The organism is Nitrosospira sp. CT (assembly GCF_059489795.1).
The window spans coordinates 93,818-107,455 of record NZ_JCAHZJ010000078.1 but is presented as its reverse complement, the minus strand read 5'-3'; the positions used below and the strand labels follow the sequence as shown (position 1 = coordinate 107,455).

Sequence of the window (13,638 nt, the reverse complement as noted above, 5' to 3'; positions counted from 1 at the left end):
GAAGAGGGATACAGGTCAAAAGGAGGAGAATCAGGTTGAAAACAGGAAACCTCGTGTTCAACAGAATTTCCCCGAAGACGTTTCGCTATTCTCCTATCAAGTCTATGATGGAAATAGCAATGAAGGGATCAGACCCGGTATTTTCCGGCTCATACCGAGAGGGTGGCATTGAAGGGCAACCATAAACTGGGCGTTCCCCTGATTCTGTTAATCATTCTCGCGATCACGGCGGGGGTGGTATGGCAGTATCTTGCCGGAAGTAAGCCGAGCATCAGGATAGGTGTGCTCCACTCCCTCTCCGGGGTCCTTGCTGCAAGCGAGAAGCCGTTGATCGATGCCATACAGTTGGCCGTTGAGGAGGCCAATGCCGCAGGAGGCATTAAGGGTCACAAAATTGAAGCGGTGGTAGCGGATTGCAGGTCAGACGCGGCTCATTGCGCGCGGGAGGCCGAACGCCTGATTCTCGAAGAGAGAGTAGAGGCGTTGTTCGGTTGCTGGACTTCTACCTGCCGGAACGCCGTGAAACCGGTTGTGGAACGGCATGATCACTTGCTGTTTTATGCGTTGCGGTATGAGGGCATGGAGCAGTCGCCAAATATTATTTATGGAGGTGCGGCACCAAACCAGTTGGTGATGCCTGCCGTGCACTGGGCCCTGGAAAATCTTGGTAACCGAAAACATGCACATCCTAGCGGTAAACGGGTCTATCTAGCAGGGTCGGATAATATCTTTTCGCGAGTCCTGCATATTCTTATCAAGGATGTTCTGGCAGCAAACGGCGGATTCGTATCGGGGGAATATTATCTGCCTCTCGGTTCCCAAGACATGGATCCTCTCGTAGAGGATATCGTGGATCAACAGCCCGATCTAATATTGAGCACGATTGCGGGCGCCTATAATGCGGGGTTCTTTCAAACGTTGAACAGGAGGGGAATCACAGCGGAGAGCATCCCGGTATTATCGTTCAGTGTTACCGAGGTAGTGCTGTCGGTACCGGACAAGATACCGATGACTGGACACTATGCTGCCCGGAATTATTTCCAAACCATTCCTTCGCCAGAGAATCAGGCATTCGTCAAGCGGTTCCGCGACCGCTATGGGGAGAAAGCTGTTATTGACAGCCCGACAGAAGCCTCTTACGTCAACGTGCACATGTGGATTCAGGCTGCCTCAGAGGCAGGCTCGGGTAATCTGGCAAAGGTACAAAGATTGATTTTGCGTCAGAGCCTTCCTGCTCCGGAGGGGATCGTGGCGCTTGATCCGATTACTCGCCACGCATGGAAAGTGGCTCGGGTTGGCAAAGTGCGGGAAGACGGACAATTCGATATCGTGTGGGATTCCACGCGCCCGCTGGAACCAGCGCCATTCCCATCCTATCGGTCGCGTGAAGAGTGGAACGTCCTGCTGGAGGAGGTGCTGAACACATCTCTGATGATGCAGACAACGCAGTTCATGGAAAAACCCACGGAGCAACTCCAGAGGGCCGAAGGGTTGAAACGATGATACGTTTTACCTCACTTACGCAGCGTTTTGCTGTCTGGTTTGTAGCCGTTTCCGTGCTGCCTATCCTGATCATTGGTTATGCGCTGTTGCGTACCTTTGAGACCGAGGCGGAAAAGGCCGCAATTCAACAGGTGTCAGCGATCGCTGACATGAAAGCGGAACAGATCGACAGCTATCTGCGCGAGCGTTTGCTGGACGCGAGGGTGATCCAGACAACCAGTACAACACGCATGGCTATGCAGGACTTCAGCGGGGTGTACGTGAAGAGTGGAGTGGACTCCGATGCCTATCGTCAACTGGATGCATTTTATCGCGAACACTTCAAGCGCTTCGTGGAGGATGCCGGGTATTACGATCTGTTCCTCATCTCCCCCCAAGGCGAAATCGTCTACAGCCAGGCCCATGAATCCGATTTTGCGACGAGCTTGATCACGGGTCCGTATCGAAACAGCGGTTTTGCCTGGGTTGTGCGTGTTGCACTCAATACCTTGCAGAGCGGCGTCTCGGATTTCGAATACTACCCGCCCTCGAAAGGCGCGATTGCGGCCTTCATGGCATTGCCTATTATTGTTCAGGGAAAGCTGGAAGGCGTGCTGGCGCTGCAGATCTACAGTGAACGCGTGTTCGAGGTTGTGACTGATAATGTGGGACTGGGAGCAAGCGGTGAAACGGTCGTGACGCGCCTTCTCAACGATCGCACCGCATTGGTCATCGCGCCACTCAAGCATGAGCCGAAGGCGGCGTTGCAATACAAGATACCTCTCGCCACTCCACCATTTTCCATTGCGATCCAGAGCGGATTGCATGGGGAGCGAGGAGGAGGATTGAAGACGGACTATCGGGCCAAGGAGGTCGTGGCCGCCTGGCGTTATCTGCCGCGCATGAACTGGGGTATCGAGGTCAAGATGGATGCGGAGGAAGTGTTTGCTTTCGTTCCCCGAGTGCGCAACTACAGTTTGATAGTCCTGGGGCTCACCCTGATTGCTGCCATGCTGGGTGCTTTATTGTTCAGCCGCCGCGTGGTCATTACACTGACAAACCTCAGTCACAGCGCGCAGCACATCGCCGGCGGAAACCTAAAGCAGCGTGTTCCCGTTGCCGGATGGGATGAAATTGGTCAGCTGGCCAGCACCTTCAATACGATGACTGAGCGCCTGACCGCCAGCGATCGTCAGCGTGACGTAGCTGAAAAAGATTTGCGCCAGCTCAACCAAAACCTCGAAAACCGTGTTGCCAAACGTACAGCTGACCTGGAGCAGGCAAATGCGGTGCTTATCAGCAAAGAAGAAGAAATGCGTTCGATCGTGGAGCACATGGTGGACTGCATCATTACGATCGACGACAAAAGCATAATACGCTCGGTCAATCCCGTTATCGAAAAACTCTTCGGTTACACCCGGGAGGAAGTAATCGGTCAACCCATTTCCATTCTGATGCCCGAACCTTTCCGCAGCGGCCATGAGGGATATGTTGAGAGATACTACCGGACCGGAAGGGGGCGGTGTGAATTCGATCACATTCTGACGCTGGAAGTCGAGGGCGTGCATAACATAGGCATGGGCCGCGAAGTCCAAGGCCGCCACAAGAATGGTGAACTCGTCGATCTGTATGTGGCCGTGAGCGAGTATTTCGTGGGGGGGAAACGTTATTTTACCGGTGTGCTGCGCGATATCCGCGAACGCAAGCGGGTCGAGCAGGCTTTGCGCAACAGCGAACAGCGCTTTCGCGCCATCGTGGATAACCTGGCCGCGATTGTTGGGGAAATGACGCCCGACGGAGTGCTTGTCGAGATCAATCGCACTGCGCTCGAGGTGGGCGACCTGCGCAGCGAAGATGTTATAGGAAAGTGCCTGTCGGAGACCAGTTGGTTTTCCTATAAGCCGGAGGTGCGGCAACAGATCCGCGAGGATATCCGGCGCGCACTGGCGGGCGAGATCGTGCGTCATGACGTCGAGATACATATCGCCAATGGCGATCTGATGACAATCGATTTCATGCTGGTGCCAGTGCGTGATGATAAAGGCAGGGTAATCAAGCTGATTCCGTCCGGCATTGACATCAGTGAGAGAATCCGGATTCTCAAGGACCTCGAACAGGCCCGGCATGATGCCGAGCAGGCCAACGAGGCAAAATCAATCTTTCTTGCGGCCATGAGCCACGAGATACGCACTCCCATGAACGGTGTGATCGGCATGGCCGACGTGCTGCAGCAAACCAGCCTGAGCGGTTATCAGATGGAGATGGTCGATCTCATCCGTGAGTCGGCTTTTGCCCTGCTGGAAATCATCGAGGATATCCTGGATTTTTCAAAAATCGAAGCGGGAAGACTGGAAATCGAGCAGGCGCCAATGTCCGTGGAAAAGGTCGTGGAAAAGGCTTGTGCCATGCTGGAAAGCCTGGCTGCCAGGAAGGCGGTGGAACTCACCCTGTTTCTCGACCCGGCGATACCTGAAGAAGTCCTCGGTGATGCACTGCGGCTGCGCCAGGTGCTCGTTAATCTTGCCAATAATGCCATCAAGTTTTCCAGCGGATTGCAGGAGCCGGGCCAAGTGTCAGTACGGGCACTGCTCGTCGATCACGGCCAGGATACGGTAACGGTGGAGTTCGAGATAACCGATAATGGCATAGGTATGAACGAGGAGGTGCAATCGCGGCTTTTCACCTCTTTTACCCAAGGAGATACATCTACTACCCGGCGATACGGTGGAACTGGTCTGGGTCTGGCGATTACTCATCATCTGGTTCAATTGATGGGAGGCAGTATCGGGGTGCAGAGCGCTCCGGGTGAAGGATCGGTTTTCACTGTGCGGTTGACGTTTGACCTCATTCCTTCCTCGCACATGGAAGATAAGGTTATCGATCTCAGCGGGATTTCCTGCCTTGTAATCGGTGCTGAAAAAGGTTTGGCGGACGATCTGGCCGTATATTTGAGATACAGCGGTGCGGTTGCAGAGCGAGTGATCGATTTGCCAGCCGCCCTCAAGCGAATCGAGGTACTTCCGCCGGGGTTGTGGCTGCTGGTCATAGATGCCGGGCATGAAACACCTCCGCTGGAAGAATTGCGTGCCGCCTTCCGTTCCCGCCCCGACCTGGATCCACATTTCGTAGTCCTCGAGCATGGTCATCACGAGCCTGATATTGAGCCCCGCTTTGTCGTCATTCGTCGCGGGCGCAGGCGGCATGAGCGTACCGAAGAGGTCGATACCGTTACATTGGATGGCGATGTCATGCACCGTGACGCCTTCCTGCGGGCAGTCGCACTCGCCGCCGGAAGACTGCAGGAGGAATTACCCGCGCCCCCCTCCGAGGAGGTGAAGGCGGTGGCATTGCCGTCGCGAGAAAAGGCGCTCGGTGAAGGCAGGCTTATCCTTGTCGCCGAAGACAGCGAAATCAACCAGAAAGTGATCCGGCAGCAGCTTTCTCTACTGGGTTATGCGGCAGATATTGCAAAGGATGGAGGGGAGGCACTCAAACGCTGGGAAAGCGGCAACTATGCATTGCTGCTGACAGATTTGCACATGCCGGAAATCGATGGGTATCAATTGACCGCAGCAATTCGTGTCAAGGAGGGGGAGCAAGGTGCTGCGCGCAAGCCGATTATTGCCATTACGGCCAATGCACTCAAGGGTGAAGCTGAACATTGCCGTGCGGTGGGTATGGATGACTATTTGAGCAAGCCGGTGCAGCTCTCGCATTTGAAAGCGGTGCTACAGAAGTGGCTTCCTTCTCCCGGCAGCAGCACTGAATTGCTCGAACTGGCTCCACCAAGCTCTACTGCGCCTGCACCTTCCGCCACGGCCATACATGTTGCACCCGCTACGTCCGGGGAATCTGCTACTACCGGTGCCCCCGCTCTATCTACGGTTGCGGCAAAACCTGTCGATGTCCATATCCTTGAACAGCTCGTAGGTAACGACCCTGCCGTGATCAGTGAATTCCTTCAGGATTTTCGGGTGAGTGCACGAAAAACAGCAGAGGAGTTGCGAGCAGCGTGTCAGGCCGGTGATGCGAAAACAGCCGGCGGTATCGCACACAAGCTTAAGTCCTCGGCTCGCTCGGTAGGCGCATTGCAATTGGGTGAGTTGTGCGCTCAGATGGAACAGGCGGGCAAGGCGGGTGACATGACGCGGTTGAATGAGCTATTGCCATCTTTCGAATCGGAATTCGCCGCTGTGGATAAGTACATCGAGTCATTGGCATAATATCGTCGTCTGACAGACAAGTTGCCTCCAGCGACGTCCGGATTCAGAAACCTGACTGAACAATAACTGAAAAGATAAATGTTATGGTAGAACGATCCGCAGTGAAAATTCTAGTGCTTGACGATGAATCTTTCATGCTCAAGCTGTTGAACCGCATTTTATCCAACCTCGGATATAGCTCGGTCACACTTTGTGACAGCGGACGTGCAGCGCTGGAAAAAATAGCCGATGCAGACGCTGATACAGTACCCAATCTGATTCTGCTGGATCTCAACATGCCCGAAATGGATGGGATCGAGTTCGTGCGGCATCTCGTGGATCTTCACTATCCCGGCAGCCTCATATTGGTCAGCGGTGAGGATGAACGCATACTTCAGACCACCGTAAAACTGGTGCGGGCACACAAGATTCCCATACTGGGATACCTGCATAAGCCGGTGAAGCCCGATGCGTTGTCCGAACTGCTTGAAAGCTGGGCCCCTTCCGCAGCCGATGCCGCTGGTATGGCGAAGAAAGTCTACACCGCCGCTGAGTTGCGCGCCGCCATCGAGGGGGGACAACTGGTTAATTATTATCAGCCGAAGGTGGCAGTCGCCAAAGGCGAGGTGGTGGGTGTAGAGACTCTTGCGAGATGGCGTCATCCAGCGGACGGTATCGTATTTCCAGACCAATTCATTGGCGTGGCCGAGGCTGCCGGCCTGATTGACGACCTAACCAAGGCGGTGTTTGCCGAGGCGATGGCTCAGGCGAAAGCGTGGCAAGAAATGCAGTTGCCGCTGCGAGTAGCTGTCAATGTGTCCATGGACAATCTGGCCTCACTGGATTTTTTGAAGTTTGTGGCGGAAGTCACGGCAAAGGAGGGCATAGCCCCCCAAAATGTGGTGCTGGAGGTGACTGAAACCAAGCTGATGCAGGATACACGCGCTCCACTTGAGATTCTGACCCGGCTGCGCTTGAAGCGTTTCCGCCTTTCCATTGATGATTTTGGCACAGGCCACTCATCACTGGCCCAGTTACGCGATATTCCCTTCGATGAACTCAAGATAGATCAGGGGTTCGTACACCGCGCATCGGTGGATGAAACCTTGCGCGCAATTTACGATGCAAGCTTGTCCCTGGCTCGACAGTTGAATATGGAAGTCGTGGCGGAAGGCGTGCAGGACCGGGAGGACTGGGACCTCCTGCGCCGTACCGGGTGTGATCTTGCACAAGGAACTTTTGTCTCGCGCCCCCTGCTGCCGGAGGAGATACCGGGCTGGATAGAACTGTGGCGGGAGCGGGTCCGAACTGAACTTTTTCCGACGGAAGATGTAAAGGAATAACCGGCAGAGCGGCAGGGCAGGAGCGATCTCTGCGGGGAATGACGGAAGCATCCGCAGTCTTCGAGTCTTTCATTCCATTCGCCTGTCCTTTGAATCCGTTTATTCGGCCTTGCCAACGATCTCTACGCCCGCTAAAGGAGCTTTTTTACGCAAATTGCAAACTGTGAGAGGAAGGCAGCGGGAATTACTATGAATATGAGACAGTCCGCTTTCTAGATGAAGCGGGTGGATGAGTTTATTGCATGGAATGTAATCCGATCATATTGCCCTCGGTATCGAGAACCAGGGCGATGAAACCATATTGGCCGATGGACATTTTTTCCTTGAAAAGGCGCCCACCATGCTCGGCAGCACGGGCGGCCTCTACCGCACAGTCCTCACACTTGAAATAAACCAGGGTGCTGCTTCCGCCGGATGGACAGCCCTCCATTTTTGCCAGTGCGCCGGCCGCGCCATAGCCTTCCTCCGACATGGGGAATGCCCACAGTTCTATATCAGGGCTTGGTATCCGCTCGAGCTTCCCTTGCAGGACGCCTTCGTAGAATGTTTTTGCACGTTCCATGTCCTGCACATAAATTTCAAACCAGATGACTGGATTGGTTTTCATGGCGTTGCTCCTTGATGTCTATCATCCGGTTAAATCAGTAATGCAGCCGCTACCCGTCGTTCTTCCGCCGATAATATGTTGTAAGTGCGGCAGGCGGCGGCGGTATCCATCACTTCTATGCCAATGCCGGACTCGATCAGGCTTCTGGTAAGTTGCGGATGGGGAAAACGCAATGTGGCGCCGGTTCCGAAGAGGACCATTTCTGGCTGCAGCGAGAGGATGAACTGAAAGTGTTCAGTGTTGAGTTCCTCGAACGTTTTTGCCTCCCACTCCTCGATCAGGCGATCGGGCAACACGATCAGGCTATGATCGTAGCGTACGTGATTGATCATGACGTAGTCGGTTCCGTAACCGGTAAACAGGTTGTGTGCGGTAGGACCGGAAAGATGCAGTTTCAAACGAGACTCCATTTGCGGCAGTTTAGCGGGTCGGGTAACATTACATCTTTTTCCCGTCGCGATAAAGGTTTTGCGCCGAATAAAGCTGAAACGACAGAATCTCTTGATTTTCAATGCCCAACACTCGCAGGCACTCCCGGTTACGTACTTCCATCTGAACCCGGCCTTGCACAGAGCCTTCGCTGACCTTTGCCTTTGCCGTAAGGCTTTTGCCACCCATCCATCCCATATCTGATGCAGCCCATTCTCAAATCCAGCAAGTTGGCCAACGTATGCTATGACATTCGCGGACCGGTGCTTGACCGGGCGCGGCAAATGGAAGAGGAAGGGCACCGCATCATCAAGCTCAATATCGGGAATCCGGCATCATTCGGTTTCGAAGCTCCCGAAGAAATCCTGCAGGATGTGATGCATAACCTTTCCGCTGCATCCGGTTATTGCGATTCGAAAGGATTGTTTGCGGCACGCAAGGCCATCATGCATTACACGCAGGAGAAGCGTATCGAGGATGTCCAGCTAGAGGATATCTACATCGGCAACGGCGTTTCCGAACTGATCGTGATGGCGATGCAGGCGCTGTTGAATACGGGCGATGAGGTTCTGATTCCTTCACCCGATTACCCGTTGTGGACAGCAGCGGTGGTGTTGGCAGGCGGGACTCCGCGCCATTATGTGTGTGACGAGCAATCGGGCTGGTTGCCTGATCTGGAGGATATTCGCTCGAAGGTTACCTCAAACACCCGTGCGATCGTTGTCATCAATCCGAATAATCCGACAGGTGCGCTTTATCCGGACGAAGTGTTGCGTGAAATCATCGAGATTGCACGTCAGCATCAACTTATCGTCTATGCGGACGAAATTTACGACAAAGTCTTGTACGACGATGCGACTCACACTTCGATTGCTTCCCTGGCGGATGACGTCCTGTTCGTTACATTGAACGGATTGTCCAAGAATTATCGTGCTGCGGGATTTCGCTCGGGATGGGCAGTGGTTTCCGGAACAAAACACTATGCCAGTGACTATATCGCTGGTCTGACCATGCTGGCCTCCATGCGGCTGTGTGCGAATGTTCCTTCGCAGTTTGGTATTCAAACGGCGTTGGGGGGTTATCAAAGCATCAAGGATCTGGTCATGCCCATGGGGCGGCTTATGCGGCAACGCGATCTCGCCTGGAAACTGTTGACGGAGATTCCGGGTGTATCGTGCTATAAGCCACGGGCCGCAATGTATCTGTTCCCGCGCCTGGACCCCGCAATCTATCCGATCGAGGACGACGAGCAATTTGTGCTGGATTTGCTGCTGGAAGAGAAGGTGCTGCTGGTGCAGGGTAGCGGTTTCAACTGGCCGTATCCTGATCATTTCCGCGTTGTATTTCTACCTAACAGTGACGACCTGACCGAAGCCATTAGCCGCGTTGGAGGCTTTCTGGCCCGCTATCGCAGGCAGCACGGAACCGGGTGAGGCAAACTTAACCTCTGTAAACGAGAACGCCGCGTACGAATAAAAGTCTCTTTCAGCAAATATGGCAAATATGTCCGAAAAATTCATCATTACCGAAGATATGAAACCTATCAACGTGGGCCTGTTGGGGGCAGGCACTGTCGGCAGCGGCACGTTCGCCGTGCTCAAACGCAACCAGGAAGAGATTACACGGCGCGCCGGTCGCAGTATCGTCGTTCGCATGATTGCTGATCGAGAGGAAGAGAAAGCTCGCCGGATTGCAGGCGACGATGATGTCATCGTCACGGACGACGCGAATGAAGTGGTGATGAATCCCGATATCGATATCGTGGTCGAACTGATCGGTGGCTACACCGTGGCCAAGGATTTGATACTGAAGGCCATCGAGAATGGCAAGCATGTCATTACCGCCAACAAGGCATTGCTTGCTTCACATGGGACCGAAATCTTCGCTGCGGCGCAGAAAAAAGGCGTGATGGTGGCATTCGAAGCGGCGGTGGCCGGAGGCATTCCTATCATCAAGGCCTTGCGTGAGGGGTTGACTGCCAACCGCATCGAGTGGATTGCCGGCATTATCAATGGCACGAGCAACTTCATCCTCTCGGAAATGCGGGATAAGGGGTTGACGTTTGAAACCGTATTGAAGCAGGCGCAAAAACTGGGCTATGCCGAGGCCGATCCCACTTTTGACATCGAAGGTATCGATGCGGCGCATAAACTCACGATCATGGCCTCGATTGCCTTTGGCATTCCGATGCAATTTGACAAGGTATATACCGAAGGCATAACGAAATTAACCCGCGAGGATATCCGGTATGCAGAGGAACTGGGCTATCGCATCAAGCTGCTGGGCATTACGAAACGTACACCCGGAGGAATCGAGTTGCGTGTGCATCCGACACTCATCCCTGCTCGCAGGCTGATCGCCAATGTCGAGGGGGTCATGAATGCCATCGTGGTGAGAGGCGATGCGGTAGGCTCTACCCTCTATTATGGTCCGGGCGCGGGCGCTGAACCTACAGGGAGTTCAGTCGTGGCAGACCTGGTGGATGTAACCCGCATGCACACTGCCGATCCCAAGCATCGCGTTCCTCATCTTGCCTTCCAGCCCGAACGCCTGTCAGATACGCCAATCATCGCGATGGACGAGGTGGAAACGTCTTATTACCTGCGGCTGCGAGTCATGGACAAACCTGGCGCCCTGGCCGATATCACGCGTGTGCTTGCCGACCTCGGCATTTCCATCGAAGCCATGATGCAGAAAGAGCCAAGCGAAGGCGAAGACCAGGTGGATATCATTATGCTCACCCATTTGGCAGTGGAAAGGAACGTTAACGACGCTATCGCTCGAATAAAGCGATTGCCCATAACAACGGGCAAGGTGACCCGCATCCGACTGGAGCATCTGGGCAGCAAATAATTTACAGAACCGGTTGCAATCTACAATCCATACTGCTTCGCGGGTATGACGAGACTTGAGGAGCCTATTGCGAAAATTCCTCATCCCGCTTTCATATTTTATGCATCGCGTCACTTTTACCTTTTTGCGAATTTGTACAAGGCGGATTTAGGATAATGCTCTACATTTCCACTCGTGGCGGCATGCCGCCTAAAAAATTCTCCAGGATTCTTCTCGGTGGCCTTGCTCCGGATGGCGGGCTGACGATGCCGGAAACCTATCCGAGATTCGATAGCGCACAACTGCAGGAACTGCGTGGCATGGATTACCGGGAACTCGCGTTCGAGATCCTTTCACGTTTTGCGGATGACATTCCTGCCCCGGACCTGCATGGCATCATTGCGCGAACCTATACCGCCCAGTCGTTTCAAAACGATGAGATCACACCGCTTAAAACCCTGGAACCGGGGCTGCACATACTCGGTTTGTCGAATGGGCCGACGCTGGCCTTCAAGGATATCGCCCTGCAATTACTGGGCAACCTGTTCGAGTACGCGTTGGACAAGAGTGGCGAGCAACTGAATGTCCTCGGTGCAACTTCCGGCGATACCGGGCCAAGCGCAGAGTATGCCATGCGAGGCAAGCGTGGCATTCGTGTGTTCATGCTTTCGCCGCATGGGAAAATGAGCCCGTTCCAGACAGCTCAAATGTTTTCCCTGCATGATCCGAATATTTTCAATATCGCGATCCGTGGCGTGTTCGACGATTGCCAGGACATTGTCAAGGCTGCCAGCAATGACTATGCGTTCAAGCAGAAATATCGCATCGGCACGGTTAATTCCATAAACTGGGCGCGTATTGCCGCCCAGATCGTTTATTACTTCAAAGGTTATTTTGCCGCCACCCGCTCGAATACGGAGCAGGTATCTTTCGCCGTGCCATCGGGAAATTTCGGCAACATTTGCGCAGGGCATGTGGCGCGCATGATGGGCCTGCCTATCAAAAAACTGATACTTGCCACCAATGAAAATGATGTGCTGGATGAATTTTTCCGGACGGGACATTATCGCCCGCGCACAACCGTTGAGACTGTCCAGACCAGTAGCCCCTCAATGGATATCTCCAAGGCCTCGAACTTCGAGCGCTTCATTTTCGACTTGGTTGGAAGGGATGCCGCCAAAGTGAAGGAATTATGGCAGGCAGTAGATGAGGGAGGCGCCTTTGATCTCGTCAATACGCCTCTGTGGGAGAAAATCGAAGACTTCGGTCTTGTGTCAGGAACCAGCAGTCATGCAGATCGAATCGCGACCATTCGCAAGGTGCATGATCGGTATGGTTTGGTGATAGATCCGCATACCGCTGACGGTGTAAAAGCGGGATTGGAGCAGCGTGAGCCCAATGTACCCCTGATCTGCCTTGAAACCGCATTGCCCGTCAAATTCTCGGCAAGTATTGTCGAGGCAATCGGACATGAGCCTCTGCGCCCGGCCGGATATGAGAATATTGAAGAAAAAGCGCAGCGCTATGTAGTCATGGATGCTGATGCAGGGGCGGTCAAGGCGTTTATTGTGGAGCAGGCGGGGCAGGCCCAAACCGCGGCTGCGGTATAGGCTGGCGATGAGACGGAAGGTGGAGCGCCAGTAAATATAAGCGCGAGCGGCAGCATCGCCTTCTATTCCGCCTCGCTTCGACAGATTCAGGACGAACAGCGACAGGAAGGACCTGTCACTTTATTATTCGCGCTGCTTTTCAGCGGCAGCAAGAAAATCATCCAGTATGGGACCGGAATCGAGCAGGTCTGTGGCGGGGCCATGGAATTCGGGATGCCACTGGAATCCCGTCACGTAGTTGTCTCCGTGCATGCGTATTGCTTCGATGATGCCGTCAGACTCGGATACTGCCTCGACCATGGAATCCCGTCCCAGTTCCTTGATTGCCTGATGATGTATGCTGTTGACAAGGTGTTGGTAGCGATTGCCGTAGAGCCTCGCCAACCGGGAATTTTCTTCAATCAGCAACGCATGCCGATGCTGGTCATACAACACGGCATCTACGTGAATGAGGCATTCCGGGCGATCCGTCGCGATATCCTGGTATAGGCTTCCACCCAACGCTACATTGATGAGCTGGAGTCCGCGGCAGATACCCAATACCGGTTTTCTTTGTACCACACATTCCCAGAAAAGCTCCATTTCGTAAAGATCACGCACCCGGTCGCCGGACCACTCCGGCCGGTGAGGTGTTTCACCGTAGGAAACGGGAGATACATCTGCGCCACCTTGCAGCACCAGGCCGTCGATTTCCCGGACATAGTCGCTTATACGCACATGAGAACGCTCGACGCCGCCGGTTTCTATTGCCGGCAACATGAATGCCAGCGCTCGTCGGCGCATGATCCAGTGGGCGACAGTCTGTTCAAGGTATTGCAGGGTTTTATTGCGAAAACCCAGTTCAGGGGGCGGTTGATGCAGGATACGGGGTGACAGGCCGATACGTAACGGGCGGGGCATCTCAGGTAACGGATGAGTCCTCAGAAATATGAATGTAATTAGATTTTGGAATTTCCGCGGTGTTCTTCGTTACATATAGCTAGCCAGTGTCGGTGTGGTTAATACGCCCTGGATAACTTTGCGCCCTCCTTACAGTGGTCTGGCGGCAATCGAGCCGACGTTGCGCTACTTTGTTGCGCTGGTTTTTCTCATCGATCCGTATCTACCTGACAGTTTTGACACTCCTCACGAGA

General features: G+C 53.9%; 9 protein-coding genes. 6 read left to right on the top strand and 3 right to left on the bottom strand.

Features of this window, described 5'->3' with window-relative positions; all coding sequences use genetic code 11:
• Positions 1-168: 168 nt before the first annotated feature.
• The 3 genes from AC52W5_RS14735 (at position 169) to AC52W5_RS14725 (ending at position 7,027) form a co-directional block, all read left to right on the top strand.
• The gene (locus AC52W5_RS14735) at positions 169-1,503 is read left to right on the top strand and encodes an ABC transporter substrate-binding protein (protein WP_495671548.1); all 1,335 of its coding nucleotides are present in this window, start codon (positions 169-171) and stop codon (positions 1,501-1,503) included.
• Positions 1,500-5,705: a PAS domain S-box protein gene (locus AC52W5_RS14730; RefSeq protein WP_495671547.1), complete on the top strand. Its 4,206-nt coding sequence runs from the start codon at positions 1,500-1,502 to the stop codon at positions 5,703-5,705. Before AC52W5_RS14735 ends, AC52W5_RS14730 begins: the two co-directional genes overlap by 4 nt.
• Before the next feature lie 83 nt (positions 5,706-5,788).
• Entirely contained in the window at positions 5,789-7,027 is a 1,239-nt protein-coding gene (locus AC52W5_RS14725; protein WP_495671546.1) for an EAL domain-containing response regulator, read from the top strand.
• A 235-nt stretch (positions 7,028-7,262) separates the two neighbouring features.
• On the opposite strand, the gene AC52W5_RS14720 is transcribed toward AC52W5_RS14725, so the two are convergent.
• Both AC52W5_RS14720 and AC52W5_RS14715 read right to left on the bottom strand, forming a co-directional pair.
• A complete protein-coding gene (locus tag AC52W5_RS14720) occupies positions 7,263-7,634 on the bottom strand; it encodes a VOC family protein (protein ID WP_495671545.1) in 372 nt (123 codons plus the stop codon).
• Between the two features lie 29 nt (positions 7,635-7,663).
• Complete coding sequence (locus AC52W5_RS14715; protein WP_495671544.1) at positions 7,664-8,032, bottom strand: Mth938-like domain-containing protein; 369 nt, start codon at positions 8,030-8,032, stop codon at positions 7,664-7,666.
• A gap of 234 nt (positions 8,033-8,266) precedes the next feature.
• Between AC52W5_RS14715 and AC52W5_RS14710 the strand changes: the two genes are divergently transcribed.
• From AC52W5_RS14710 to thrC, 3 genes are all read left to right on the top strand, one after another.
• Entirely contained in the window at positions 8,267-9,496 is a 1,230-nt protein-coding gene (locus AC52W5_RS14710) for a pyridoxal phosphate-dependent aminotransferase (RefSeq protein ID WP_074974531.1), read from the top strand.
• A gap of 100 nt (positions 9,497-9,596) precedes the next feature.
• Positions 9,597-10,916 carry a homoserine dehydrogenase gene (locus AC52W5_RS14705; protein WP_074974605.1) on the top strand — a complete coding sequence of 440 codons (1,320 nt, stop codon included), beginning with the start codon at positions 9,597-9,599 and terminating at the stop codon, positions 10,914-10,916.
• A 155-nt stretch (positions 10,917-11,071) separates the two neighbouring features.
• Complete coding sequence (thrC, locus tag AC52W5_RS14700; RefSeq protein ID WP_495671543.1) at positions 11,072-12,505, top strand: threonine synthase; 1,434 nt, start codon at positions 11,072-11,074, stop codon at positions 12,503-12,505.
• 123 nt (positions 12,506-12,628) lie between these two features.
• Here the strand turns inward: thrC and AC52W5_RS14695 are convergent, their stop codons facing one another.
• Positions 12,629-13,405, bottom strand: a complete 777-nt coding sequence (locus AC52W5_RS14695; RefSeq protein WP_074974533.1) for a gamma-glutamyl-gamma-aminobutyrate hydrolase family protein — start codon at positions 13,403-13,405, stop codon at positions 12,629-12,631.
• Positions 13,406-13,638 lie beyond the last annotated feature (233 nt).